This is a genomic window from Nocardia sp. NPDC050713 (assembly GCF_040654315.1).
In the GTDB taxonomy this organism is placed as follows: domain Bacteria; phylum Actinomycetota; class Actinomycetes; order Mycobacteriales; family Mycobacteriaceae; genus Nocardia.
Genome location: NZ_JBFAHS010000007.1, coordinates 164,766 through 189,728, shown reverse-complemented (window position 1 = coordinate 189,728; position 24,963 = coordinate 164,766). Strand labels below are relative to the sequence as shown.

The following is a 24,963-nucleotide window of genomic DNA, read 5'->3' as shown; positions in this document are numbered from 1 at the left end:
CGCTACTTCGTGGCGAGTGGCGTTCTGTCGCCGGATCAGGCAGCGGGGACGGGTTCGGCCACCGGCGCGGCTACCGGTGCCGCGGCGTCCCGGCCACGCAGCGCGGCCACACCGAGCAGCACAAGCGCCGCGGCGGCCCAGATCATCAGCACCGCAAGCGGTTTCCCGGCCCCCGCGCCGTCGAAGAAGGCGACCGAGCGCAGCAGCGAGGCCGCGGCGCCCGGAGGCAGCAGCTGACCGATCGCGCCCCACGGCTGCGGCAGCAGCTCCGGCGCGGAGGTGGCGGCCGAGAACGGGTTGCCGATCAGCAGCATGGTCAGCGCCGCGACGCCGATGCCGGGACGGCCGAGCACCGAGGCCAGCCCGACCACCGCGCCGGCGACCGTGAAGGACACCAGCCCGGCGACCGACGCCAGGATCAGGTAGCTACCCGGCAGCACCGACATCCAGCCCTGGACGATCGCCATGCTCAGCAGCCCGCCGAACAGACCGAAGCTCACCAGGCCGGCGACCTTCGCGCCGACCGACGGGATCAGCAGGCTCAGCAGAACGCCCGCCGCGAGGCCCGCCATCACCAGCGGCAGCACCATCGCGCCGAAGGCGGCGCCGCGCGGGTCGTCCGGATCGGCGGCGACGACGTCTTCCACCGCGGCGGCGGGCGCGCCGGACAACTGCTGCGCGATGGCGGTGAGCTGCTGGGCAACTGCCGGGCTCGCGCCGGAGGCGACCAGCACAGTCGGCGCTCCCCCACCGGTGACGATCGCGCCGTAGACCTCGCGGTCCTCGATGGCGGCGCGCGCCGCCGCGGCGTCGGCCGAGGTGGTGATCTCGAAGGCGTCGGGATCGCGCTGCCCGAGCCGTTCGGCGACGACGGCGGCCTGCGGACCGGCGACGGCGATGGGCAGGTCACGCGGCGCGATATTGGCCGCGGGCCATGCGAAGGCGATCAACATCAGCGCCTGGATCAGGGCCGCGCCGAGGCCGAGGGCGACCGCTCGCTGCATGGTTTTCATGACATTCTCCCAATAAATCGAATGCTCGTTCTCTTTCGATGTCCTTACCGTGGCACGGCCTCCGCAGCTTGTCAAGAACGGATATTCGTTTTACTTTGGGCTCATGCCCCGAGTCAGCGAAGAACACCTGGAACGCCGCAGACAGCAGATCCTCGACGCCGCGCGACTGTGCTTCGGCCGCAAGGGTTTCTTCGAGACCTCGATGCAGGACGTGTTCACCGAATCGGGGCTCTCGGCGGGCGCGGTCTACCGCTACTTCAAGAGCAAGAACGAGATCATCGCGGCGCTGGCCACCCAGACCACCGTCGACTTGCGCGCCGCGATCGCTCAGGCGGTGCGCACCGACCCGCTGCCGACGCCCGCGCAATTGGTGCGCGGCATCGCCGAGGAAGTGGTCCGCCGCAGCGGACCCGACGGGCCGGTGCGCTTGGCGCCGCAAGCGTGGGCTTTGGCATTGGTGCACGACGAAGCCGCCGAGCCCGTGCGCGAGACCATGCACGCGATGCGCGACCTCTGGCGCGACTACGCGGTGCGCATGCGCGAGCAGGGCTGGCTACCGGAGGACGCCGACACCGACGCGGTGGCCAAGGCGATCATCGGCTTCCTGCCCGGCTTCATCCTGCAACACCTGATCCTGGAAGACCTCGACCCCGACACCCTCGCCCGCGGCGTCGACCTGCTCATCCCGGTCGGCAAGCCCGTCGCCCGCTGAGCAGCACCGAATTCAAGAGGTTGTCGCACTGGGACAGGATCCCGGGGTGCACCTTCGACGGCCGCTGGGTCGACAGCAGCAGCCACAGCCCGTACTTGCGACCCTCGGCGGCGATCCACCAGCGCCAGTTGGCGGCGGCCTTCGGCGGCCACGACCACCAGGGAACCGGCGACGAAGGCGCTTCCACCGGCGTCGGCGACGACGAACGACCGGCCGTCGTCGGAGCGTGCCGCGAGACCCGAGCCCTCTTCGGTGCGCATCCACCGATTGCCATCGGCGGCGCGGCGACTCCCCAGCATTCGCCGATCAGCCAGGGCGTTCGCCGAACTCGCGGCCGTGAACGTCAGGGCAGCAGACCCTGGCGCGCCCGGCCCGCGCCGGACAGGACGAGCAGCAGCATGGTGGTCAGCGCCTGATCGTCCAGGCCCGCGGCGGGGAAGGTGTAGCGCAGGATGACGTCGGCGAGTTTGTCGCGGCCGATCACGGTGAGCGAGCCGAACTGCAAGTTGTTGTTGCGCTCGGCGACTCGCTTGTGCAGCTGCGGTTTCAGCGGGCGGTCCCAGGCCAGTACGCAGGTCGTGGACAGCACGTCGAGGCCGGGAGCCAGGGTCACCGCGCGCAGCGAACACAGCGCGCCCTCGTACTGAAAGCCGAGCGAACCCTCCGGGTCGACGCGCACGTCGATGCCGTACTGGGAAAGACACGCGCCCGCCCGCGCTTGGAGTTCCCGATCGGGGGTGACCGCCGCGTCCATCTCCGGTCCGCCGCTCACTTGGTGCCGCCGAAGCGGCGGTCACGCGAAGCGTACTGGAGGCAGGCCTCCCACAGGTTGCGCCTGTCGAAATCGGGAAACAGCGTGTCCTGGTACACGTATTCGGCATAGGCCGACTGCCAGATGAGGAAGTTCGAGCTGCGGAATTCGCCGGACGGCCGCAGGAACAGGTCGACGTCGGGCATGTCGGGCTCGTCGAGGTACTGCGCGAGGGTGGCCTCGGTGACCTTCTCCGGATCGATCTCACCCGCCGCCACGCGCCGCGCGATTTCCCTTGCCGCATCGGCGATTTCGGCGCGACCGCCGTAGTTGACGCACATCGTCAGCGTCATCGTCGTGTTGTCCTCGGTGAGTTCCTCGGCGATCTCCAGCTCTTTGATCACGCTGCGCCACAGGCGCGGTCGCCGACCCGCCCAGCGCACCCGCACGCCCATCTCGTGCATCTCGTCGCGGCGGCGCCGGATCACGTCGCGGTTGAAGCCCATCAGGAAGCGCACCTCGTCGGGGCTGCGCCGCCAGTTCTCCGTGGAGAACGCGTACGCCGAGAGCCACTTCACGCCGATCTCGATGCAGCCCTCGACGGTGTCCATCAGCACCGCCTCGCCGCGCTCGTGCCCCGCGGTGCGCGGCAGCCCGCGCTCCTGAGCCCACCGGCCGTTGCCGTCCATCACCAGCGCCACGTGGTTGGGAACCAGTTCCGGGGGCAGCTGCGGCGGCCGCGCGCCCGAGGGGTGCGGCGACGGCGGACGGACGACGCGGTTCTGCTGCCCGCTGCTCGGCCTTGTCGCGGTGGAGGAGTCTCGACGGAGGATCACGGCCTCCATCCTGCCATCCGGGCCGGGAGCCGAGACGACCTCCGCGGATCTACCCGCCGACCGGCCGAGCACGGCCGCGATCAGGGCGAAAGGCTCAGCCGACCCAGCCGACGTGTCCCGCGGGCGTCGGCGTCTTGGTGCGCTCGATCAGGGGCAACGTCCGCAGCTGACGCTCCAGATGCCATTGCAGATGGGCGGCGACCAGCCCGCTGGCCTGACGGCGCACCGAATCGGGCACCGTCGCGATGTAGTCCCACTCCCCCTTCAGCAGGGCGACGAGCAAATCCAGCACACCCGGCGCCGGGGTGGCCGCGCCGGGCGGGCGGCAGTGCACGCAGACGGCGCCGCCCGCCGCCACGTGGAAGGCCCGGTGCGGGCCCGGGGTCGCGCACTTGGCGCATTCGTCCAGCGCGGGCGCCCAGCCCGCGAAACCCATGGCGCGCAACAGGAACGCGTCGAGGATGAGTTCGTGCGGGCGCTGCTTGGCGGCGATGGCGCGGAGCGCGCTCGCGGTCAGCGCGTGCAGGCGCGGGGCGGGCGCGCGTTCCTCGCCCGCGAGGCGTTCGGCCGTCTCCAGCACCGCGCAGGCGGTGGTGTAGCGGCCGTAGTCGTCGATGATGTCGGCGGCGAAGGATTCGACGGTGTGCACCTGGGTGACGGTGTCGAGCGTGCGGCCGGGATGCAGCTGGACGTCGATGTAGGAGAACGGCTCCAATCGGGCGCCGAATCGGGACTTGGTCCGCCGCACTCCCTTGGCGACCGCCCGGACCAGGCCGTGCTGACGCGTCAGCAGCGTGACGATGCGGTCCGCCTCACCCAGCTTGTGCTGGCGCACCACGACCGCCTCATCCCGATACAAACGCACGTGCTCATCCTCCCACGAACCGGCGACAGCCCGCGGCCGCCGCGCCTCCGCGCGAATCAGGTGCGCAGCAATCCCGCGACCAGCAACAGCAGCGATTGCTGGGCCTGCGCGCGGGCGGCTTCCTTGTCTTCGGCGTGCGAGACGATCAAGCCCGCCTCGGTCACGGCGCTCAGCAGCAGCCGGGCCAGGATGTCGACGGGCACGTCGGCGATGAGCTCGGCGGCGCGGGCCCGCTCCAGCTCGGCGACGATCAGGCCGAGCCCGTGCCGTGCCTCGAAGGCGCGCCACTCCTCCCAGCCGAGCACGGCCGGCGCGTCGTAGAGCGCGATGCGGATCATCTCGGGGCGCTGGCAGATGTCGAGGAAGACGTTCATGCCGACGGCCATCGAGGTGAGGATGTCGCCGGGATCGACGGCGGCGATGGCCGCGCGGATCTCCGCGGTGTTGTCCGACTCGAGCCGTTCGAGCACCGCGCGAAACAGCCCGCGCTTGTCGCCGTAGTGGTGGTGCAGTGCGCCGCGGGTGACGCCCGCCTCGGTCACCAACTGCTCGGCGGAGGTCGCCGCGAAACCGCGTTCCGCGAACAGGCGCCGCCCCGCCTCTTCCAGGGCGGCCCTTGTCGTGCGGGAGCGGTCCTCCTGACTACGGCGTGGCATGCAGCCGAGTGAACTCCAGAATCCGCTGGGTGAGCAACTCGGGCTGATCCTCGGGCAGGAAGGTGTAGGAGTCGTCGACGAGTTCCAAGGTGGCGTCGGGGAACTCGCGCGCCAGCCGCTCGGCGTAGGCGACGGGGAACAGCTTGTCCTCGCGCGCCCACACGATCAGCACCGGCAGCCGGACGTCGCCGAACCGGGTCGCGGCGTCCAGCGTGTAGCGGCGGTGCGCGGATTTCAGGAAGCGCCGCAGGTCTTTTCGAATGGCGCCGGAGCGGCGGCTCGGCAGCAGATACGAGTCGACGTACTCGGCGGGCACCGGGCGCTTGCTCACCCAGCCGAAGGCGAGCGGCAGCCGGTGCAGCGCGCGCAGGCGCAGCGTCTCGGTGAGCGGGCGCATCGAACCCGGCACGCGGGCCAGCAGCGGCAGCAGGGTGAACGGCTGCGGCAGGAACTTCTCGTGACTGTCCACCGAGGCGAGCACCACGCGGCCGATGCGAGCGGTGTTCCTGGCCAGCAATACCTGGGTGATCGCGCCGCCGGTGTCATTGGCGACCAGGGTGACGTCGGTCAGGTCGAGCCGCTCCAGGAAGGCGGCGATCAGGTCGGCCACTCCGGTCGGCGTCAGGTCCGCCTCGGGCACCGGGATCGAGTGCGAGCCGAGCGGCCAGTCGGGCGTCAGGCAGCGGTAGCCCGCCGCGGCGACGGCGGGCACCACCGCGCGCCAGAGATCGGCGTTGACGAGCAGGCCGTGCACGAAGACGACGGGCGCGCCGGTGCCGGTCTCGTGGTAGCGGACGCGGGCGCCGGGCAGGTCGATCTCGTGCGCGGGGCCGAGTGACGGGCTGATTCCCATGGCTTCCTCCAGAAGGTCGGGCGTCCCGTCCACTTTTACATACATACCGAATGTATGTCTATAGCCACCCGGATCGCCCCAGCTCCGCGACGTGCGGAAACATCGGTGATGCACTTCGGCGCCCCTCGGCGATAACCCATGTGGACGGTCGTCCAATACAGCGCTACGGTTCACACCGGACGACCGAAGAGAGGGAGCTCACATGACGGTGCCGAAACGAGCGCTCAGGCCTGCCGACGAACCGGACTCCGCGGTGGGCGCGACGCCCGCGGGCGAGACGGGCCTCGCCGAGCTGGCCGGTGCGCTCGCGGCGGGCACGGTCAGCTCCACCGCGGCCGTGGCCGCCGCGCTCGACCGGATCGAGGCGAGTCAGCCGACGCTGAACGCGTTCCGCGTGGTCCGCAGGGACCGCGCGCTGGCGGAGGCGGCCGAGGCCGACCGGCGACTGGCCGCTGGCGAGCGCCTGCCGCTGCTCGGCGTGCCGATCGCCGTCAAGGACGACACCGACATCGCCGGTGAGCCGACGGCGTTCGGCTGCGGCGGCGACTTCACGCCGAAAACCGAGGACGCCGAGTCGGTTCGGCGACTACGCGCGGCGGGCGCGGTGATCGTCGGCAAGACCAACACCTGCGAACTCGGCCAGCTGCCCTTCACCAGCGGCGCGGCCTTCGGGCACACCCGCAACCCGTGGCACCGCGAGCACACGCCGGGCGGTTCGTCGGGCGGCTCCTCGGCCGCGGTGGCGGCCGGATTGGTGCCCGCCGCACTGGGTTCCGACGGCGCGGGCTCGATCCGGATCCCGGCGGCGTGGACCAACCTCGTCGGCATCAAACCGCAGCGCGGACGCGTCTCCACCTGGCCGGAAGCCGAAGCGTTCCAGGGCCTCACGGTCAACGGACCGCTGGCACGCACGGTCGCCGACGCGGCCCTGCTGCTGGACGCGGCGGCAGGACCGCACAAGGGCGACCGGCACACCCCCGAACCGATTCGCGCCTCCGATGCCGTCGGACGCGACCCCGGACGTTTGAAGATCGCGCTGTCCCTGCGTATTCCGTTCACCGCGACCAAGACCGCGCTGCACCCGGAGGTGCGCGCCGCGGTACGCGGCATCGCCTCGACCTTGCGCAAGCTCGGGCACTCGGTCACCGTGGCCGACCTGCACTACGGACTGCTCATCGGCGCGTCGTTCCTACCGCGCTCGATGGCGGGCATTCGCGCCATGCACGACCGGATGCCGGGCGCCGAGGTGGACCCGCGCACCCGCGCCAACGTCCGCTTCGGCCGGGTGCTCGGCGGACCCGCGCTCTTCGCGGCCCGGCAGGCGGAACCGTTGCTGCACAAGCGCATCGGCACCTTCTTCGACGACTACGACCTGGTGCTCGCGCCCACCACCGCCACTCCCCCGCCGCGCGCCGAGGAGATCGACGGCATCGGCGTCAACGCCACCAACAACCTCATCACCGCCGCCTGCCCCTACACCTGGCCGTGGAACGTGCTCGGATGGCCGAGCGTGAACGTGCCCGCCGGTTTCACCGACGCGGGACTGCCGGTCGGCGCCCAGCTGATGGGCGCCGCGGCCACCGAACCGCTGCTGATTTCCGTTGCGGCGCAACTCGAGTCCGAGCTGCGCTGGGATCGCCACCGTCCCGAACCCTGGTGGTGAGCGCCCGGGCGGAGCTGGTCGCCCGGCCCGGGCGGTTCGTCAGCTGCGCGCGGCGGTGAGTTCCGCGCGCTCCTGACGCTTGGTCGCGATCAGGCTGGAGATCGTGGTCACCGTCAGCACACCGACGATCACCGCGAGCGAGACGCCGATGGAGATCTCCGGCACCGCGACGCCCGACTCGTGCAGCGCGTGCATGAACAGCTTGACGCCGATAAAGCCGAGGATGGCCGAGAGGCCGTAGCTCAGGTGCACGAGCTTGGTCAGCAGTCCGCCGATGAGGAAGTACAGCTGGCGCAGACCCATCAGCGCGAAGGCGTTGGCGGTGAAGACGATGTACGGGTTCTGGGTCAGGCCGAAGATGGCCGGAATGGAGTCCAGGGCGAACAGCAGGTCGGTGGTGCCGATCGCCAGGACGACCACCAGCATCGGCGTCATGATCCGCTTGCCGTTCTGCACGACCCAAAGCTTGGTGCCGTGGTACCGGTCGGCCACGCCGAAGCGCCGCTCCAGGCTCTTCAGCAGGCGGTTCTCCTCGAACTCCTCCTGCTCGCCGCCTGCGCGTGCCTCCTTGATCAGCTTCCACGCGGTCCACACCAGGAAGGCGCCGAACAGGTAGAAGATCCAGGAGAAGCTGGCGATCAGGGTGGCGCCCGCGGCGATGAACACACCGCGCAGCACGAGCGCGAGGAGCACGCCGATCAGCAGCACCCGCTGCTGATACTTCGTCGGCACCGCGAATCTCGCCATGATCAGGACGAAGACGAACAGGTTGTCCACGCTGAGGGACTTCTCGGTGACGAAGCCCGCGAAGAACTCCCCGGCGGGCTGTCCACCCGCGAACGCCCAGAGCCCGAGCCCGAACAGCACGGCGAGCGCGATCCAAACCACGGTCCAGATCCCGGCTTCCTTCAGCGACACCTCGTGCGGCTTGCGCCCGATGAAGAAGTCGACGGCGATCAATGCGCCGAGCACCACGATGGTGGCGACCCACAGGGTCGACGAAACATCCACGACGGAACCTCCGGTATCCACGACGACATGCGTCGCTACCGGAGGTCTCTTCCACCCGGCCACATCGGATCAGGGCCGGGCCGCCACCCCGGGATCCGCGGCGGATCCGTACTGACGGGGCTGACGTCGGGGGAGTACTCCCCTCCACCGGGCCCACTATACAGACGCGTCCGGTGCGGACTGGTTTTCGTGGCCCAGCTCACCGCTCGAGCCCGGCTCACGACAATCCAGCGCCAGCGCACCACAACTCAACGCCGGGGCGGCGACCAGTCCTCCGACGCGCTCTTCGTTCCCGACGGACACCCGTCCCCTTCGGCGGGACGCGGCGACATCACCAGGCATTGCTGCGGACCCGGCTGCCCGACGCCCGCCGTGACGAGCACCGCGATCGACGACCCGTCCGCGATCCGGCTGGTCGTGAAGCCGAGCGTGCCGGTGACGCCGCGATAGTCCGTCTCGCGCAACTGCATCGCGACGGCCGTGCGGTTGATCGAACCGTCGGTGTGCTGCGGCCCGGTGCGCACCGCGCGCAGGAACAGCCCGACCACGTCGTAGGCGAGGCCGGTCCGGTCGCCGGGCCAGGACGGCTGGTAGTCGGCCATCTGCGGGTAGGCGCGCAGGTCGTCGATCAGCACGGCCAGCTCGGCGCACAGCTGCTGGTAGTCGAAGGCGACCGGCTCGTCACCGAGTTCGCCGTTGCCGCGGACACATTCGGCGCCGCCGAGCATCACCGGCGCCGCCTTGGCGACGTAGCGGACCGACAGATTGGCGGGCAGCGCCGCCATCGCCTTCTGATCGGTGATCAGGCGGGTCACCGTGTCGTTGCCGAGGATGGCGGGCGACTCGCCGGTCAGGCAGCCGCGGCTGACCGATTTGGCGAAGGTCGCGAAATCGTCGTTGCGGCCCGCGAAGAACAGCAGGGCGCCGCGATCGAAATCCGTTGTCTCGCAAGGGGCGGGAAAACGATTCAGCTCCTGCTGTTCGGTCCACTCCATGCGCCGGTAGAGCACGCCGCGGCGCTCCAGCTCGCCGCGCAGGTCCTCGACCAGGGTCTCGACGTAGATGTCGCCGTCGGCCTTCGGGTGGTAGATGACGACCTGGTTGTAGCGCGGCTGACCCGCCCGCGGCGCGCCCGCCGGATGGCGCGCGCCCTGCACGTAGTCCGCGATCAGCTTGGCCTGCGTCGTATTGCTCGGCGCCGCTTGGAAATACAGCGGCGAGGACTTCTCCAGGCCGTCGGCCGAGAGCGTCGTCGCGACCACCGGAACGCCGAGTTCGCCGAGCCGTCCGATGGCACGGCGGGTTTCGGCGTTGCTGCGATCCATGCCGACCACGCCGAGGATGCCGGGTTCGTCGCTCAGCAGGCCGCGCAGCTGATGGTCGACCACCCACGTCGCGTGCCGCATATCGGAGCCGCCGTTGGCGACGACGACCCGCAGCAGCGGTTCGGACTCGTCGGAGGCGAGCAGTGCGCGGCGCTGCTGCACCGCGAGTCCGGCGAGCTCCTCGACCTGGGCGTGTGGGTACCGCACGTTCGTGTCCACGTAGCTGAGTCCGGAGAAGTAGATCAGCGTGATGAGCGGCCGTCGCGGGTTGTCGCGGCGCGCGTCGGCGGCGGCGACGTTGAGCCGGAAGACCTCGCGCTGCATCGCCGTCAGCTCCGGATCGTCGGTGAAGACCTGGTCGGCGTTGTCGCTGTAGCCGACGCACTCGCCGTCGCGTTGCTGCACCGAGATGCCGGGCGTCCACGGCCAGTGCGCACACGGCGCGCCGCGCAGCGGCGGAATGTAGACCAGCGCGGCGGCCACCAGCAGTCCGATCGGAATGAGCACGCACATCGCGACGAACCACTTGCGGGCGGCCAGCGGCGGCGAGGGCGGCACCGCGAGGTGCGCCAGGCTGGGGTCGCGCACGCGGCCGTCGAGCGGGTCCGGCAGCCGCACGCGCAGCGGCAGGAACCACGCGTCCTCGGACCGATTCGTGCGCATGTTGTCGATATCGCGCAACCAGCGTTGCAGCGGATCCGGCTGCTGCCCGGAATACGGGCGGTCGACCAGGCTTTCGAGGGTGTCGAGGTGCTGGAGATCGCCGATCCTGGCCAGCTGCGGCGCCCGTCCTGGAGCGTCGTCGGGCTCGTCGGGCTCAGCGGGCGGGGCGGGGTCGTAATCCAGGCAGGCGAGCACGACCAGGGGATCGAAATGCCCGGTCTCGTTGCGAATGTTGTTGATCCATTGGATCAATTGCCTACCGGCGCCGTGTTCGTCGACCCCGCTGAGCAGCGCCACCGGATAAGCGGTGCGCCGCCAGCTCGACGGGCGCCACAACCGCTTGCGGTACGCGTCGCGCATGTCTTCGAGGAAGGCGTGCACCAGCAGCTTGGCGACCTGCTCCTGGTCCTCGTCGCTGCGCCGCGACGCGGTCAGCCTGGTCGCGAAACCCAGGAAGCTGTCCGACAATTCGGGCGCGAGGTAGCGCTGGCGCATGAACCAGCGGGTGACCTTCGACATGCCGGGGATGCGCCCGCTGATCCACAGCCACAGCCGCAGCACCGGCCACAGCGCGAGTACACCGAACACCAGCCGGGAGATGGTGTCGCCGCTGACGCCCTCGGCGGTGTCGGAGCGGTCCGTCGGCGAGCCGCTGCGCAGCAGGCGCGGCAGCCGCGAGCGCAGTTCGACCGTGGCCTCGGTCTCGTCGCTGGTAACACGTTGGCGGGTCAGCCAATCCGCGGTGCGGTAGCGCGGGAACTTGATCGGCCCCATCGCCGTGTCGTCGGTGGAGAAGCCCTCGACCAGCCGATGCACGATGGGCAGGCAGTGCCCCTGGATCTCCTCGCCCGTCGCGTTCGGGTCGGGTGTCAGCGCGTCGGGCGGCAGATCCGGCGCCTGTAGATCCACCCGTGCCCGCGGCGTCGCCCGTCTGCCACCGGATTCCCCTAGCCAGCGGTAGATCTCGACGAGCAGCGCGCTGCCCGCGCCCGCCCCGACCAGACCGACGACCGGGCGCGGCAGCGGACGCCTACGCCGCAGCAACGTGCGAAACACTCGCGGCTTCGCGTCGGGAACTTCGAGCGCGCGTAGTAGCTCGAGCAGTTTGGGGACATCGTTGGCGGTATCGGTCAATTCGACGGCCTCCCCCGTGGAATGCGTGGCTGCGACGCACACCCGGGCGTCAACCGGGACTGTACCGGTACAAATCGGACTCGGGCGGGCTGTTCGCTCGAGTTCGCGGTCCGCGAACGTGCCGTTTGCTCAGAAGCCCAGCTTGCCAAGCTGTTTCGGATCGCGCTGCCAGTCCTTGGCGACCTTGACGTGCAGGTGCAGATAGATCCGCACGCCGAGGATGTGCTCGATCTGCTTGCGCGCGTTGGTGCCGACCTCCTTGAGGCGGCTGCCACCCTTGCCGATGACGATGGCCTTCTGGCTGGGTCGTTCGACGTACAGCAGCGCGTGCACGTCCAACATGTCCTCGTTCTCCTCGCGCGGGAGAACCTCCTCGATCACCACGGCCAGCGAGTGCGGCAGCTCGTCGCGCACGCCCTCCAGCGCGGCCTCGCGGATGAGCTCGGCCATGAGGGTTTCCTCTGGCTCGTCGGTGAGCTCGCCGTCGGGGTAGAAGGCCGGGCCCTCCGGCATTTTCGAGGCGATGACGTCGACGAGGACCTCGACCTGCTCGCCCTTGACCGCCGACACCGGAACCACGTCGGCCTCGGGACCGAGCAGCTCGGAGACGGCGAGCAGCTGGGCGGCGACCTGGTCGCGACTCACCTTGTCGATCTTGGTGACCACGCCGAGCACGGTGGTCTTGGGCGCCATCTGCTTGATCTGCTGCACGATCCAGCGGTCGCCGGGGCCGATCTTCTCGTCGGCCGGGATGCAGATCGCGATCACGTCGACCTCGGAATAGGTGTCGCGCACAAGGTCGTTGAGCCGCTGGCCGAGCAGTGTCCGCGGGCGGTGCAGACCGGGCGTGTCGACCAGGATCAGCTGCGCGTGATCGCGGTGCACGATGCCGCGGATGGTGTGGCGGGTGGTCTGCGGTCGCGAGGAGGTGATCGCGATCTTCGCGCCGACCAGCGCGTTGGTCAGCGTCGACTTGCCGGTGTTCGGCCTGCCGACGAAACAGACGAAGCCGGAACGGAATTCGGTGGAGCCGGTCTTGTCAGCCACCCTGCACCTCGGCGCCCGCCGCGTCGTCGACGATGTCGAACACCGCGCCCGCGCGATCGGTGAAGATGATCCGCGCTTCGCCGGATACCTCGCGCACCGCCGTGACCCCGGCGTCGGAGAACCGGCCGCCGACCACCACGGCCGCCTCGAAGCCCTCGGCGCCGCTGGAGATAGCGGCCGCGACGGCGGCCTGCAACGCGGTCAGCCGCAATGCGTGCAGATCCACCTCGCCCGCCGCGTAGGTGCGGCCGTCGGTGTCGCGAATCGCCGCGCCGCCCGTCCCGCCGGTGCGCCCCATCGCGCCGCGCGCCAGGGTCAGCAGTTTGGTGTCCTCGGCGTCCAGTTCAGTCATCGGTTGCTCCATCCTCGTCTTTGTTGCCATTGCGCTTACCGCCGTTGGATTTTGCGCCCTCGGCCACCACCGCGCCCGCTTTCTCGGATTTCTCCGCGGCCTTGCGCACCAGGACCGTGTTGACGCGCATCCGGCCGCGCGAATCCGGTCCGCCTTCGGCGCGCAGCACCAGCCCGTGCACCACGATCTTCGAACCGGGCAGCGGGACCCGGCCGAGTTCGTGGGCGAGCAGACCGCCCACGGTGTCGACGTCCTCGTCCTCGATCTCCATGCCGTAGAGCTCGCCGAGATCCTCCACGGACAACCGCGCCGACACCCGGAAGTGGCCCTCGCCCAGTTCCTCGACCGGCGGGGTCTCGTCGGTGTCGTACTCGTCGGCGATCTCTCCGACGATCTCCTCCAACACGTCCTCGATGGTCACCAGGCCCGCGATGCCGCCGTATTCGTCGACCAGCAGCGCCATGTGGTTGCGGCGGCGCTGCATCTCGTCGAGCAGGTCGTCCAGCGGCTTGGAGTCGGGCATGAACACCGCGGGACGCATCACGTCGCGCACCCGCACCTTGCGACTGCGATCGGCGTACGGCACAAGGTCTTTCAGGTAGACCACGCCGAGGATGTCGTCGACGTTCTCGCCGACCACCGGGATACGGGAGTGGCCGCTGCGCACCGCGAGCGACATGGCCTGCGAGGCCGTCTTGTCCGCCTCGATCCACACCATCTCGGTGCGCGGCACCATCACCGCGCGCGCGGCGGTGTCGCCGAGTTCGAACACCGACTGGATCATCCGGCGTTCGTCGTCGGCCACCACGCCGCGCTCGCTCGCCATCTCGACCACTTCGCGCAGCTCGATCTCCGAGGCGAAGGGACCGTTGCGGAAACCCTTACCGGGGGTGATCGCGTTACCGATCAGGATCAGCAGCCTGCTGACCGGGCCGAGCAGCGCGCCGATGAATTGCAGCGGCAGCGCGGCGGCCAAGGCGAGCGAGTACGCGTGCTGGCGGCCGAGAGTGCGCGGGCCGACACCGATCACGACGTAGTCGACGAGCACCATCACCGCGGCGGTGATCAGCAGCGCCCAGTTGTCGTTCCAGATCTCGATGAGCGCCGCCGCTAGCAGCACCGTCGCGCCGATCTCGCACAGCACGCGCAGCAGCACCATCAGGTTCACGTAGCGGGCGCGGTCGGCGACGATGCGACTCAACCGCGCGGCGCCCGGCCGATCGGCGCGCACCATGTCGCCGAGGCGGGCCGGGGAGATCGTGTTCAGCGCCGCGTCCACACCGGCGAACAGGCCGCCCGCGGGCACGAGCAAGACGGCCAGCACGATCAGGGTCGGTGAGTTCACGCGGGACCCAGCGCGTCACCGGGTCCGGTGAAGCCGGCCTTGCCGAGCAGGCGGGCGTCGCGCTCGGCGAGTTCGGCGCGCCGCCGTGCCTCGCGCAGGCTCTCGTACCACTCCTCGAGCAGCCGGGCTTGGAGTTCGAACATCTCCTTCTCCTCCTCCGGCTCGGCGTGGTCGTAGCCGAGTAGGTGCAGCACGCCGTGCACGGTGAGCAACGCGAGCTCGTGCTCGAGCGAATGCCCCGCCTTGCGCGCCTGCGCCGCCGCGAACTCCGGACACAGCACGATGTCGCCGAGCATCGAGGGCCCCGGCTCGGGGCTGTCCGGCCGACCGCCCGGCTCGAGCTCGTCCATCGGGAAGGACATCACGTCGGTGGGGCCGGGCAGGTCCATCCAGCGCATGTGCAGGTCGGCCATGGTGTCGAGATCGACGAGCACCATCGACAGTTCGGCCGCCGGATGGACGTCCATCCGGGCGATCACGAACCGCGCAACACTGACCAGGTCTTCTTCGGGTACGTCGATACCCGACTCGTTGGCGATCTCGATGCTCACCTGAACAGCCTAATAAACGCAATCCGCCCGCAGCCCCGCGCATGGCCGGACCGACCGGAGGTGACCGTCGTTCACCCGGCCGGTGCGATCGACTGTCGTGCGCGCGGAGCTCAGCGGCGGTCGCGGCTGGCGGCGCGGCGCTGGGCGCGGTTACCCGGGTAGTGGGGGGTGACCTGCGGCCGGGCGGCCTCCCAGCGGTCGTAGGCGTCGACGATGTCCGAGACCAGGCGGTGGCGGACGACGTCGCTGCTGGTGAGCTCCGAGAAATGGATGTCCTCGATCTCGGTGAGGATCTCCGCCGCCGCGCGCAGACCGGAGCGGGCGCCGGTGGGCAGGTCGACCTGGGTGATGTCGCCGGTGACCACGATCTTGGAGCCGAAGCCCAGACGCGTCAGGAACATCTTCATCTGCTCGGCGGTGGTGTTCTGCGCCTCGTCGAGAATGATGAAGGAGTCGTTCAGCGTGCGACCGCGCATGTACGCCAGCGGCGCGACCTCGATGACGCCCGCGGCCATCAGCTTCGGGATCGCCTCGGGGTCCATCATGTCGTGCAGCGCGTCGTAGAGCGGGCGCAGGTACGGGTCGATCTTCTCGTTGAGCGTGCCGGGCAGGAAGCCGAGCCGCTCGCCCGCCTCGACGGCGGGACGGGTGAGGATGATCCGGTTGACCTGCTTGGTCTGCAGCGCCTGCACGGCCTTGGCCATGGCCAGGTAGGTCTTGCCGGTACCCGCGGGACCGATGCCGAACACGATGGTGTTGGCGTCGATCGCGTCGACGTAGCGCTTCTGGTTCAGCGTCTTGGGGCGGATGGTCTTGCCGCGCCGGGACAGGATGTCCAGGCTCAGCACCTCCGCGGGGGAGTCCGAGGAACCTTCGGTCAGCATCGACACCGTGTGCCGCACCGCCTCCGGAGTCACCACCCTGTTGCGGCCGGTCAGCGCGATGAGCTGTTCGATGACCCGCTCGGCCAGGGCGACGTCGGCCGCCTTGCCGGTGAGGGTCACGGAATTGCCGCGAACGTGAATGTCCGCGTCGAGCAACTGCTCGAGCTCACGCAGATTCTGGTCGGCCGAACCGAGGAAGGGGAACACGGATTCGGGAGCGAGTTCGATGCTGGAGCGCACGGTGCGCGCTGCGGGGCCCGAACCGTTGTCGCGGGCGCCAATGCCTGCTGTGGGGTTGGTCGGGTCGCCGATCTCGCCTTGTGTTCGCAAAAGTGGTTACAGCCTGCTTTCCGGTCTCGACAGCCGTGGTGAATGACAAAAGTTTAACGCGCCCCACCGACAGCGGACAGTGAATAAACGGCTACCGATGCGGCGGCCACTCCCGCCGTGTGCTGGATATTCCCCCGTGGCCGTCCGACCAATCCTCGGCGAAGTCACGGAAACGTCGCACCGCGTCCGACGGCGCGGCGGCGGCCGACCAGATCAGCCCCACCTCACGCCACGCGCCCTCGTCCGCCAGCGGAACCAGCGCCAGGCCCGAGCGCGCGGCGGACGGCGCGGGATCTGCCAGCGGGAGCAGCGCGACGCCGAGGCCCGCCGAGACCAGCCCGGTGACGGTGACCAGGTCGCTCGCCTCGAAGGCGACGCGCGGGCGGATGTCCGCGGCCGCGCAGAGTTCGTCGAAGATGCGCCGCATACCGAACCCGGGATGCATGGTGATGAACTCGGCGCCACCGAGGTCGGCCAGACGCACCTGCCTGCGCCCGGCCACGCGGTGCTCGGCGGGCACGGCGAGCACCAGCGGCTGACGCAGCAGGCCGCGCCAGCCGAGGCCGGGCGCGCTCGGACGCGGCGAGACGACGGCGAGGTCGGCCGCGCCGTCGAGGACCTGGCGGGTGATCTTCTCGGCGGCGCCCTGGCGCAACGTCACGGTGACCCGGCCCGCGTTGCGCCGGAAACCGGCGATCAACTGCGGCACCAGCCAGCCGCCGAAGGAATGCAGGAACGACAGCCGCACCACGCCCCGGGCGGGATTGGCGAGATCGGCGACGGCTTGGCCCGCGGCGTCGAGTTCGGCCTGCGCGCGGCGCGCGTGCTCGTAATAAACGCGGCCGAATTCGTTGAGCGCGATCCGCTTTCCGCGCCGGTCGAACAATTCCGCGCCGAGCCTGCGCTCCAGCCGGGCGAGCATCCGCGACAGCGTGGGCTGGGCGATGTGCAGGCGTTCCGCGGCCGCGCTCATCCGTTCCAATTCCGCGAGTGTCGTGAACCACTGCAAATCCTCGCCGAGCACCTCGCTACCTCCCTATATGCGCCTACAGCATCAAGCCATTGTTCATTATTCATTTCCTTTCGGAAGGGGCGGTGGCAATGCTGAGAACAGGAGGTAGCCATGACCACCACGGCAAACACCATCGTGGGACGCACGACCGGCAGCGACGCGGCACACGACCGCCGAATCACCATCGCGTTGTTCGCGGCGGGCCTCACCACCTTCGCCTCGATGTACAACGCGCAGGCGCTGTTGCCCAGCCTGTCCACGGCGTTCGGCGCCACGCCCGCCCGCGCGGCGCTCGCGGTCTCGCTCACCACCGGCTGTCTCGCGCTGGCCATCGTGCCGGTGAGCGCGCTGTCCAGCCGGATCGGCCGGACGAGGGTGATGATCGGTTCGGCGGCGGCCGCCGCGGTCATCGGCCTGCTGGTTCCATTCAGTCCCTCGCTCGACGCGCTGCTGGCCGGACGGGCGTTGCACGGCATCGCGCTGGCCGGGGTTCCGGCGGTGGCGATGGCGTATCTGGCGGAGGAGATCGGCGCCGAAGGGCTCGGCGCCGCGATGGGCGTGTACGTCGCGGGCACCACGATCGGTGGTCTGGCCGGACGTCTGATTCCCTCGTTCACCCTCGACCTGGCGTCCTGGCGCTGGGCAGCGGCGGCGGTCGGCGTGGCCGCCGCGGCCTGCACAGTGTGGTTCGTCCGGCTGTTGCCGCCCTCACGCGGCTTCGTCGCGCGGCCCGCCGGACTGCGCACGGTCTTCGGCGATCTCGGGCGGCAGCTGCGGCACCGTCAGCTGCTCGCGCTGTTCGGCTTGGCCTTCGTCCTGATGGGCGGCTTCGTCTCGATCTACAACTTCCTCGGCTACCGGCTCACCCAGCGACCCTTCGAATTGCCCGCGGCGGTGGCGGGTTCGGTGTTCCTGCTGTACTTGGCGGGCACCGTGACGTCGGCGTGGGGCGGTCGCTTGGCCGACCGCGTCGGCAGGCAGCGGATGCTGACCGCGTCTATGGCGGTGATGGGCCTCGGGCTGGCGTTGAGCGTGCCGGATCGGCTTGGCTGCGTCGTCGCGGGCGTATTGCTCTATACCGCGGGCTTTTTCGCCGCGCACACGGTCGCGAGCGCCTGGGTCGGCACGCTGGCCCGCGGCAATCGCGGGGCCGCCTCGTCGCTGTACCTGTTCTTCTACTACCTCGGCAGCGCGGTCGTCGGCGGCCTGTCCGGCCTCGCCTTCGCGCACGCGGGCTGGGTGGGTCTGGTCGGGATCGTCGGCGCGCTGCTCGCGGCCGGGGCGGTCCTGTTCGCCGTCGCGACGATCCGTTCTCGCGACGCCGTTCCGTCCGCCGCGGCGTCGCCGGTGGAGTCGCGCGCCACGGCGAAACTCTGCCGATAGACCCGCAGACATTCTTCGACAACGGATTCGACTCCGGCGACCGGAGCGATCGTCAGGTCGACTCCCGATTCTCCAACCCAACCGCATCGGCCAATTCGGCTCGGTGGCGGCGCAATTCGGGGTGGTCGGCGCTGAGCTCGTCCATCAGGTCCGCCATCGCGTCGGCGATCGCGTTGAGCTTCTGCTGTAGTGCTTCGTCGGAGCGCGATTCGGTGTTCTGCAACAGGGCCACCATGAGGAAGGTGATGATCGTGGTGGCGGTGTTGATCACCAGCTGCCAGGTGTCGATCGAGGGCAGCACCAGGAACGTCGGCGCCCACAGCACCACGAGCAGCACGCAGAACATGAAGAATCCGGCCCGCGACGCCACACTGCTCGCCGCGGTGGCGAACTTGTCGAACACCGACAGCTTGCCGCTCACCTCGGACGGCATCGCGCCCCGCTCACCCTTGGCTTTCGCCTTCTCGTCCACTACGGAAACCAGCCCTTCCACATCCCGGTGCGGCCACGTCGGCTACCTGCGGGATATCCCCCGCCGTTGAGCCCAAACGGGGCGGATCGGCGATGCCACGGCGCACGGGCCAAAAGGCAGGAGGCCGAACACGATCCGGCCGCTCACCAGCGCGCGGTCAGCGCCCCCAACGCGCCGAGCGCGACCGCGGCCGCGGTGGACGTGCGCAGCACCGTCGGCCCGAGCAGTACGACATCCGCTCCGGCCGTACCGAGTTCGGCCAGCTCGGCGTCGTCGATTCCGCCTTCGGGGCCCACGATCAGCACCACCTCCGGCGCGTCCCCGAACGGCAGCTCGGTGAAACGACCGCCGCCGGATTCGTGCAGCGCGGCCACGATCCCGCCTTCGGCCTTGGTCTTGCGCACCAGCTCGAGCAGATCGCGGGTGCGGTGCAGATCGGCGACCTCAGGAATGTAGGCGCGGCGGGACTGGCGGGCCGCCGAGCGCGCCGCGGCACGCCACTTGTCGACGGCCTTGGCGGCCTTGCCCTCCCAGTTCGCCACGCAGCGCGCGGCCTGCCACGGCACGATGACATCGGCGCCCGCCTCGGTCATCAGCTCGACGGCCAGCTCCGATCGGTCCGACTTCGGCAGCGCCTGCACCACCGTCACGCGCGGCGAAACCGGCCGCGCCACGGACTTGTTCAACACCTTCAGGTCGAGCCGGTCGCGCTGGGCGGCGACGACCTCCGATTCGGCGAGCACACCGCGTCCGTCGGACAGGGTGATCGGCTCGCCGACCCGGATGCGCCGCACGGTCGCGGCGTGCCGCCCCTCCGGACCGTCGAGCACCGCGATCGCTCCGGGCTCGGGAATGTCGTCGAGGTAGAAGACCGTGGCGGCCAACGACTCAGCGCCCGCTGAACGAGGCGCGCAACCGCGCGAACAGGCCGCTGTTGTGCTCGGACTGCGCCGTCATCACCTCGGCGCGGTCGCGTTCGCGCATGCCCTTGTACTTGCGCAGCAGGTCGGTCTGCTTGCTGTCCAGCTTGGTCGGCACCACGATGTCCAGGTGCGCGATCAGGTCACCGCGGGCGCCCGAGCGCAGCCGGGGCATGCCGTGTCCGCGCAGCACGGAGACTTCGTTGGGCTGGGTGCCAGGGGCGATGGTCAGCTCGGTGGGGCCGTCCAGGATCGTGTCGATGACCACGGTGGTGCCGAGCGCGGCGTCCACCATCGGCACCCGGATGGTGCAGTGCAGGTCGTCGCCGTCGCGGACGAACACGTCGTGCGGCTGCTCCACGATCTCCACGTACAGATCGCCCGCGTGGCCGCCGCCCGGACCGACCTCGCCCTGCGCGGCCAGCCGGACCCGCATGCCGTTGGCCACACCCGCCGGGATGGGCGCGGCGATCTCGCGACGGGCGCGAACCCGGCCGTCGCCGCCGCACTTGTGGCAGGGGTCGGGGATGGTCTCGCCCGCGCCGCGACAGGTCGGGCACGGCCGCGAGGTGAGCACCTGGCCGAGGAACGAGCGCTGCACGGACTGGACTTCGCCCGCGCCGCCACAGGTTTCGCAGCGAACCGGCTTGGAGTTGCCGTTGGTGCCCGCGCCGTGGCAGTTGTCGCACAGGATGGCGGTGTCGACGGTCAGGTGCTTGGTGACGCCCACCGCGCATTCGGCGAGGCTGAGGCGGGTGCGCAGCAGCGAGTCGGCGCCGGGCTGCACCCGGCCGCGCGGCTTGCGCTGACCGCCGCCCGCGCCGCTCATGCCGCCGAAGAACGCCTCGAACACGTCGCCGAGGCCGCCGAAGCCCGCGCCGGAGAACCCCGCGCCGCCACCGCCGGACTCGAGCGGGTCGCCGCCCATGTCGACGATCCGGCGCTTCTCCGGATCGGAGAGCACCTCGTAGGCCGCCGACACGTCCTTGAACTTGGCCTGGGCGGCCTCGTCGGGGTTGACGTCCGGGTGGAGTTCGCGGGCCAGCTTGCGGTAGGCGCGCTTGATCTCCTGGTCCGTCGCGTTCTTCGCGACGCCGAGCAGTCCGTAGTAGTCCCGTGCCACTTGAGTTCTCTAGTCCTTGGTCGCTGTGACTCGCCTGTGCCGCTCCAACCGAATGCCGACACCATCGGCATTAGTCGGATGCACTCAACTTTATCCGGCCAGAGGTTCGAGGGTAGCAGCGCCGTTGGCACGGTTCGGCGTCAGCGCTCGGCCAGCACCTCGCCGATGTAGCGCGCCACGGCCGCGACCGAGGCGATGGTGCCCGGATAGTCCATCCGCGTGGGGCCGAGCACACCCATACCGCCGAGCAACGTGCCCTCGACGCCGTAGCCGGTCGACACCACCGACGTGGTGCGCATCTGCTCGACTTGAGTCTCCTCGCCGATCCGCACCGTCACCGTGCCGGGATGCTGTGCGGCGGCGAGCAGTTTGAGCACGATCACCTGCTCCTCCAGCGCCTCCAGCACCTGACGCAGCGAGCCGGGCAGACCGAAATCGCCGGCGTTGCGGGTGAGGTTCGCGGTGCCGCCGAGCACCAGCCGCTCCTCGGGATGTTCGACCAGGGTCTCCACCAGGACGGTCGACACCCGGATCAGCACGTCGCGCAGCTGGCGCGGGGCGCGCTCGGGAAGTTCGGCGACCGAGGCCGAGGCGGCGGCCAGGCGCTTGCCGTCCATCGCGCCGCCGAGCATGGCGCGCAACGCGGCCAAGTCCTCGTCATCGATCACCGCGCCTAGCTCGACCAGGCGCTGATCGACGCGGCCGGTGTCGGTGATCACCACGAGCAGCAGCCGCGCCGGATTCAGCGCGACGACCTCGATGTGGCGCACCGTCGACGCCGACACCGTCGGGTACTGCACCACCGCGACCTGCCTGGTCAGCTGAGCGAGCAGCCGCACGCCGCGGCGCAGCACGTCGTCGAGATCGACGCCGGATTCCAGAAACTCCATGATCGCGCGCCGTTCGGCGGGCGAGAGCGGCTTCACCTCGGAGATCCGGTCGACGAACTGCCGGTAGCCCTTGTCGGTCGGGATGCGCCCGGAGCTGGTGTGCGGCTGGGTGATGTAGCCCTCGGCCTCGAGCACCGCCATGTCGTTGCGGACCGTCGCGCTGGAGACACCCAGATTGTGCCGTTCCACCAAGGTTTTCGAGCCGATCGGCTCCTTGGTGGCGACATAGTCCGCGACGATCGCGCGTAGGACCTCGAAGCGCCGATCCTCGGTGCTCGACATCGGCCCCACCTCCTCGCCTTCTCGATACTCCGCGGGCCCGCCGACGCATCCGGGGGCGCGTGAAACGCCGCGGCCGCCCGGTCGTCTGAGTATCCAGTTTAGTTGCCGACCCGCCAATCGCCCGTCCCGCGGGGCACGCGACAGGGCCGCAGGCAGGCATTGTCGGCGAAGATGTCGCGAACCGCAACGGGCACGGTCGGACAGCCCGGCCGCCCACGCCGGGCATCGGACGGTAGTGCCGCCCGGTTCGCGACGCTCAGCGGCTGTCGAAACCCTTGGCGCGCTTGCCCGCCATGGCGTCGAGCCCGAGCATGGCGAGCAGGGACTCGCAATCGGCGGCATCTTGGGCGTATCCGGCGACCGTGCGGGCGGCGATGGCGTGCTGGCGTGCGCTCTCCGCCTTTTCGGCGGCCCTCGCCTCGGCGAATTCACCATGAACCGGAAACTGATCGACGTCTCGTGCCTGTGGCATAGGACTCCTCGGTGTCGAGCCGGAGCCTACGCGGGTTCTCCGATCTGCGATAGTTCTCACAACAGGACGTTCTCGGACACGTGTCACACCTCGGGTCACCACATCGTCGTCTCGGCGTAGGAATCGACATGGAGGAGTCACCGGATGCGAATCGCAGTAGTGGGCGCGAGCGGGCGGATCGGCCACGAAGTGGTCGACGCGCTGAGGGACCAGGGCCACGAGGTGGTGGCGATCAGTCGTGGTGCGGGCGTGGACGTCTACACCGGCGCGGGATTGGCCGGCGCGCTGGCCGGGGTGGACATCGTGGTCGACGCGGTCAACGCGAACACCACCGACACCGCGGCCGTGACGGACTATTTCCGCACCATCGCGCGCAACGTGCAGCAGGAAGCGGCCGCGGCTGGCGTGCGGCGGATCGCGGTCCTCTCGATCATCGGCATCGATGAGTTCACCGCGGGGCACTACGCCGGGAAGCTCGCGCACGAGGCGGCCTACCGCGAAGGACCGGTGCCGGTGCGGGTCCTGCGCGCGGCGCAGTTCCACGAGTTCACCGAGATGATGCTCGACTGGACCACCCGCGACGACGCGGCCTACGTGCCGCGCTACCGCGCACAGCTCGTCGCGGCGCGCGTCGTCGCCGAAGAACTGGCCGCGCTCGCCGTCGCCGACGAGTCGTCCGACCTAGTCGAGATCGCGGGCCCCGAGGAGTTGAACCTCGCCGCGGCAGTGACGAAACTCGCCGCACGCCTGGGCAAACCGTCCCGCGTCGAGGAGATCGTCGACACCGAGGACCCCGACCACGAGCTCCAAGCCGCGGGTGCGCTGCTCCCCGGACCGAACGCGATCCTGGCGGGGCCGACGTTCGACGAATGGCTGGACCGCAAGTACCCGGCGCGGTAGTCGCCGCGAAATGCACTGCGGCCATGCAGGTTTGAAGCCCTAGTCCAGTCGAACAGCTGCGGCCCTTCGGCTTCCGGCATCTCTACTGCTGCGCGTCCAGGCTTGTGGGAACGCTTGCGCGAGCGAGTGATCGGCGAGCCTGTCGCGCAGGCGGAGCGGAAGGTGTTGTGGCCGCGGGGTTCAGGCGAGGAGGTCGCGCACCACACCGTCGGCGAGCAGGCGACCGCGGTCGGTGAGGACCAGGTGGTCGTCGGATCGGAAGGCCAAGCCGTCGGCGATGACTCGGTCGACGGCGGGCGCGGCGGAGGGGGCGAGATCGGCCAGTGGGAGGCCGGTGCGGAGGCGCACTGTCAGCATGACGCGTTCGAGGTAGCGCTCGTCGTCGGTGAGGGCTTCCCAGCCTGCGGCGGGCAGTCCACCGCGGGCGACGCGCTCGGCGTACCGGGCCGGATGCTTGATGTTCCACCAGCGCACCCCGCCGAGGTGGCTGTGCGCGCCCGGACCGGCGCCGAGCCAGTCGCCGCCGTCCCAGTAGCCGAGGTTGTGCCTGCACCGAGCGGAATCGTTCGCCGCCCAATTGGATACCTCGTACCAGTCGAGTCCGGCGGCGGTGAGACGGGAGTCGATGCGTTCGTAGCGGCCGGCGAGCACGTCCTCGTCCGGCGCGGGCAGTTCGCCGCGGCGCACCTTGCGGGCCAGCGCGGTGCCGTCCTCGACGATGAGCGAATAGGCGGAGACGTGATCGACTCCGGCCTCGAGCACCGCGTCCAGGCTGGCGTCGAGATCGGCGTCGCGCTCGCCGGGCGTTCCGTAGATCAGATCCAGGTTGACATGTTCGAAGCCCGCGGCGCGCGCCTCGTGGGCGGCGGCGACCGCGCGGCCCGGCGTGTGGGTGCGGTCCAGCACGGCGAGCACGTGCCGGGCGGCCGACTGCATCCCCAGCGAGACGCGGGTGTACCCGGCCGCCCTGATGCGCGCGAAGAACTCCGGCGACGTGGATTCCGGATTCGATTCGGTGGTCACCTCGGCGTCGGGCGCGAGGGTGAACGCCGAGCGAACGGCGTCGAGCACCTCGGCGAGACCATCGCCACCGAGCAGCGACGGCGTGCCGCCGCCGACGAAGACGGTCGAGACCTCGGGCGTGGCCGAGGGCAGCCTGCCGAACTGCTCGGCGGCTTCGATCAGTTCGCCGCGCAGCGCCGCGAGCCACGACTGCGGCGAGGCCGAACTGCCCAGCTCACCGGCGGTGTAGGTGTTGAAATCGCAGTATCCGCAGCGCGTCGCGCAGAACGGCACGTGCACGTACACGCCGAACGGGCCGCCGCCGAAGTCGCGCAGCACGGGCGCGTCGGCGTCGATCTCCGAGAGGGGTACGGCGGAACTCACCTGTCCAGTGTGCCCGCCGAACCGCGAGACCCTCCGGCCGGGGACCATCGGGCGCCCCGGATGTGCCGACGATCTCCGGTATCCGCCCGGTAACCGACTGACAAAAAAGTGCCTTCTTCCCAGTTCAGACGC

Annotated in this window: 25 protein-coding genes; 4 read left to right on the top strand and 21 right to left on the bottom strand. The window is 70.0% G+C overall.

The window, feature by feature from the left end; all coding sequences use genetic code 11:
* Positions 1-35: 35 nt before the first annotated feature.
* On the bottom strand, positions 36-1,013 hold the full coding sequence (locus AB0H49_RS16025) for a hypothetical protein (protein ID WP_357251877.1): 978 nt from the start codon (positions 1,011-1,013) through the stop codon (positions 36-38).
* 103 nt (positions 1,014-1,116) lie between these two features.
* Between AB0H49_RS16025 and AB0H49_RS16020 the strand changes: the two genes are divergently transcribed.
* Positions 1,117-1,725, top strand: coding sequence for a TetR/AcrR family transcriptional regulator (locus tag AB0H49_RS16020; RefSeq protein WP_355000741.1), 609 nt, complete (start codon positions 1,117-1,119; stop codon positions 1,723-1,725).
* On the opposite strand, the gene AB0H49_RS16015 is transcribed toward AB0H49_RS16020, so the two are convergent.
* From AB0H49_RS16015 to AB0H49_RS15990, 6 genes are all read right to left on the bottom strand, one after another.
* Positions 1,694-1,912: a hypothetical protein gene (locus tag AB0H49_RS16015; protein ID WP_355001172.1), complete on the bottom strand. Its 219-nt coding sequence runs from the start codon at positions 1,910-1,912 to the stop codon at positions 1,694-1,696. The genes AB0H49_RS16020 and AB0H49_RS16015 overlap by 32 nt on opposite strands.
* A gap of 156 nt (positions 1,913-2,068) precedes the next feature.
* Complete coding sequence (locus AB0H49_RS16010) at positions 2,069-2,479, bottom strand: hypothetical protein (RefSeq protein ID WP_355001144.1); 411 nt, start codon at positions 2,477-2,479, stop codon at positions 2,069-2,071.
* A 14-nt stretch (positions 2,480-2,493) separates the two neighbouring features.
* Positions 2,494-3,321 (bottom strand): isoprenyl transferase, encoded by an 828-nt coding sequence (locus AB0H49_RS16005; RefSeq protein ID WP_355000742.1) that lies wholly within the window; start codon positions 3,319-3,321, stop codon positions 2,494-2,496.
* 85 nt (positions 3,322-3,406) lie between these two features.
* Positions 3,407-4,177, bottom strand: coding sequence for a DNA repair protein RecO (gene recO / locus AB0H49_RS16000; protein WP_357251872.1), 771 nt, complete (start codon positions 4,175-4,177; stop codon positions 3,407-3,409).
* A gap of 56 nt (positions 4,178-4,233) precedes the next feature.
* The gene (locus AB0H49_RS15995) at positions 4,234-4,833 is read right to left on the bottom strand and encodes a helix-turn-helix domain-containing protein (RefSeq protein WP_357251869.1); all 600 of its coding nucleotides are present in this window, start codon (positions 4,831-4,833) and stop codon (positions 4,234-4,236) included.
* Complete coding sequence (locus tag AB0H49_RS15990) at positions 4,820-5,686, bottom strand: alpha/beta hydrolase (protein WP_357251866.1); 867 nt, start codon at positions 5,684-5,686, stop codon at positions 4,820-4,822. Before AB0H49_RS15990 ends, AB0H49_RS15995 begins: the two co-directional genes overlap by 14 nt.
* Before the next feature lie 202 nt (positions 5,687-5,888).
* Here AB0H49_RS15990 and AB0H49_RS15985 point away from each other — a divergent pair, with 202 nt between their 5' ends.
* Positions 5,889-7,349, top strand: a complete 1,461-nt coding sequence (locus AB0H49_RS15985) for an amidase (RefSeq protein ID WP_357251863.1) — start codon at positions 5,889-5,891, stop codon at positions 7,347-7,349.
* 39 nt (positions 7,350-7,388) lie between these two features.
* Here the strand turns inward: AB0H49_RS15985 and AB0H49_RS15980 are convergent, their stop codons facing one another.
* From AB0H49_RS15980 to AB0H49_RS15945, 8 genes are all read right to left on the bottom strand, one after another.
* On the bottom strand, positions 7,389-8,360 hold the full coding sequence (locus tag AB0H49_RS15980; RefSeq protein ID WP_357251860.1) for a TerC family protein: 972 nt from the start codon (positions 8,358-8,360) through the stop codon (positions 7,389-7,391).
* A 248-nt stretch (positions 8,361-8,608) separates the two neighbouring features.
* Positions 8,609-11,482, bottom strand: a complete 2,874-nt coding sequence (locus AB0H49_RS15975) for a hypothetical protein (RefSeq protein WP_357251857.1) — start codon at positions 11,480-11,482, stop codon at positions 8,609-8,611.
* Between the two features lie 129 nt (positions 11,483-11,611).
* A complete protein-coding gene (era, locus tag AB0H49_RS15970) occupies positions 11,612-12,529 on the bottom strand; it encodes a GTPase Era (protein ID WP_357251854.1) in 918 nt (305 codons plus the stop codon).
* Positions 12,522-12,881 carry a cytidine deaminase gene (locus tag AB0H49_RS15965; protein ID WP_355000749.1) on the bottom strand — a complete coding sequence of 120 codons (360 nt, stop codon included), beginning with the start codon at positions 12,879-12,881 and terminating at the stop codon, positions 12,522-12,524. The genes era and AB0H49_RS15965 overlap by 8 nt, the downstream gene beginning before the upstream one ends.
* Positions 12,874-14,226 (bottom strand): hemolysin family protein, encoded by a 1,353-nt coding sequence (locus AB0H49_RS15960; protein WP_355000750.1) that lies wholly within the window; start codon positions 14,224-14,226, stop codon positions 12,874-12,876. The genes AB0H49_RS15965 and AB0H49_RS15960 overlap by 8 nt, the downstream gene beginning before the upstream one ends.
* Positions 14,223-14,777, bottom strand: a complete 555-nt coding sequence (gene ybeY, locus AB0H49_RS15955) for an rRNA maturation RNase YbeY (protein ID WP_355000751.1) — start codon at positions 14,775-14,777, stop codon at positions 14,223-14,225. Before ybeY ends, AB0H49_RS15960 begins: the two co-directional genes overlap by 4 nt.
* 110 nt (positions 14,778-14,887) lie before the next feature.
* Positions 14,888-15,943 carry a PhoH family protein gene (locus AB0H49_RS15950; RefSeq protein WP_355001145.1) on the bottom strand — a complete coding sequence of 352 codons (1,056 nt, stop codon included), beginning with the start codon at positions 15,941-15,943 and terminating at the stop codon, positions 14,888-14,890.
* Between the two features lie 139 nt (positions 15,944-16,082).
* On the bottom strand, positions 16,083-17,015 hold the full coding sequence (locus tag AB0H49_RS15945) for a LysR family transcriptional regulator (RefSeq protein ID WP_355000752.1): 933 nt from the start codon (positions 17,013-17,015) through the stop codon (positions 16,083-16,085).
* Between the two features lie 99 nt (positions 17,016-17,114).
* Between AB0H49_RS15945 and AB0H49_RS15940 the strand changes: the two genes are divergently transcribed.
* On the top strand, positions 17,115-18,386 hold the full coding sequence (locus AB0H49_RS15940) for an MFS transporter (RefSeq protein WP_357251849.1): 1,272 nt from the start codon (positions 17,115-17,117) through the stop codon (positions 18,384-18,386).
* A 52-nt stretch (positions 18,387-18,438) separates the two neighbouring features.
* On the opposite strand, the gene AB0H49_RS15935 is transcribed toward AB0H49_RS15940, so the two are convergent.
* The 5 genes from AB0H49_RS15935 to AB0H49_RS15915 all read right to left on the bottom strand — a co-directional run bounded on the left by AB0H49_RS15935 (position 18,439) and on the right by AB0H49_RS15915 (position 22,545).
* Positions 18,439-18,819, bottom strand: a complete 381-nt coding sequence (locus AB0H49_RS15935) for a low affinity iron permease family protein (protein ID WP_355001146.1) — start codon at positions 18,817-18,819, stop codon at positions 18,439-18,441.
* 182 nt (positions 18,820-19,001) lie between these two features.
* On the bottom strand, positions 19,002-19,742 hold the full coding sequence (locus AB0H49_RS15930; protein ID WP_357251846.1) for a 16S rRNA (uracil(1498)-N(3))-methyltransferase: 741 nt from the start codon (positions 19,740-19,742) through the stop codon (positions 19,002-19,004).
* Between the two features lie 4 nt (positions 19,743-19,746).
* A complete protein-coding gene (dnaJ, locus tag AB0H49_RS15925) occupies positions 19,747-20,901 on the bottom strand; it encodes a molecular chaperone DnaJ (protein ID WP_355000755.1) in 1,155 nt (384 codons plus the stop codon).
* A 140-nt stretch (positions 20,902-21,041) separates the two neighbouring features.
* The gene (hrcA, locus tag AB0H49_RS15920) at positions 21,042-22,073 is read right to left on the bottom strand and encodes a heat-inducible transcriptional repressor HrcA (protein WP_355000756.1); all 1,032 of its coding nucleotides are present in this window, start codon (positions 22,071-22,073) and stop codon (positions 21,042-21,044) included.
* Positions 22,074-22,329: 256 nt separating this feature from the next.
* Positions 22,330-22,545 carry a hypothetical protein gene (locus AB0H49_RS15915; protein WP_355000757.1) on the bottom strand — a complete coding sequence of 72 codons (216 nt, stop codon included), beginning with the start codon at positions 22,543-22,545 and terminating at the stop codon, positions 22,330-22,332.
* Positions 22,546-22,689: 144 nt separating this feature from the next.
* Between AB0H49_RS15915 and AB0H49_RS15910 the strand changes: the two genes are divergently transcribed.
* Positions 22,690-23,445, top strand: coding sequence for an NAD(P)H-binding protein (locus tag AB0H49_RS15910; protein ID WP_357251840.1), 756 nt, complete (start codon positions 22,690-22,692; stop codon positions 23,443-23,445).
* A 180-nt stretch (positions 23,446-23,625) separates the two neighbouring features.
* On the opposite strand, the gene hemW is transcribed toward AB0H49_RS15910, so the two are convergent.
* Positions 23,626-24,804 (bottom strand): radical SAM family heme chaperone HemW, encoded by a 1,179-nt coding sequence (hemW, locus tag AB0H49_RS15905; RefSeq protein ID WP_357252129.1) that lies wholly within the window; start codon positions 24,802-24,804, stop codon positions 23,626-23,628.
* Between the last annotated feature and the right edge of the window lie 159 nt (positions 24,805-24,963).

Excerpts from the sequence above, each read along its gene's own strand:
- AB0H49_RS16025 (WP_357251877.1), bottom strand. The coding sequence starts at position 1,013 with ATGAAAACCATGCAGCGAGCGGTCGCCCTCGGCCTCGGCGCGGCCCTG.
- AB0H49_RS16020 (WP_355000741.1), top strand. The coding sequence starts at position 1,117 with ATGCCCCGAGTCAGCGAAGAACACCTGGAACGCCGCAGACAGCAGATC.
- AB0H49_RS16010 (WP_355001144.1), bottom strand. The coding sequence starts at position 2,479 with ATGGACGCGGCGGTCACCCCCGATCGGGAACTCCAAGCGCGGGCGGGC.
- AB0H49_RS16005 (WP_355000742.1), bottom strand. The coding sequence starts at position 3,321 with ATGGAGGCCGTGATCCTCCGTCGAGACTCCTCCACCGCGACAAGGCCG.
- AB0H49_RS15995 (WP_357251869.1), bottom strand. The coding sequence starts at position 4,833 with ATGCCACGCCGTAGTCAGGAGGACCGCTCCCGCACGACAAGGGCCGCC.
- AB0H49_RS15990 (WP_357251866.1), bottom strand. The coding sequence starts at position 5,686 with ATGGGAATCAGCCCGTCACTCGGCCCCGCGCACGAGATCGACCTGCCC.
- AB0H49_RS15985 (WP_357251863.1), top strand. The coding sequence starts at position 5,889 with ATGACGGTGCCGAAACGAGCGCTCAGGCCTGCCGACGAACCGGACTCC.
- AB0H49_RS15965 (WP_355000749.1), bottom strand. The coding sequence starts at position 12,881 with ATGACTGAACTGGACGCCGAGGACACCAAACTGCTGACCCTGGCGCGC.
- AB0H49_RS15940 (WP_357251849.1), top strand. The coding sequence starts at position 17,115 with ATGACCACCACGGCAAACACCATCGTGGGACGCACGACCGGCAGCGAC.
- AB0H49_RS15935 (WP_355001146.1), bottom strand. The coding sequence starts at position 18,819 with ATGCCGTCCGAGGTGAGCGGCAAGCTGTCGGTGTTCGACAAGTTCGCC.
- hrcA (WP_355000756.1), bottom strand. The coding sequence starts at position 22,073 with ATGTCGAGCACCGAGGATCGGCGCTTCGAGGTCCTACGCGCGATCGTC.
- AB0H49_RS15915 (WP_355000757.1), bottom strand. The coding sequence starts at position 22,545 with ATGCCACAGGCACGAGACGTCGATCAGTTTCCGGTTCATGGTGAATTC.
- AB0H49_RS15910 (WP_357251840.1), top strand. The coding sequence starts at position 22,690 with ATGCGAATCGCAGTAGTGGGCGCGAGCGGGCGGATCGGCCACGAAGTG.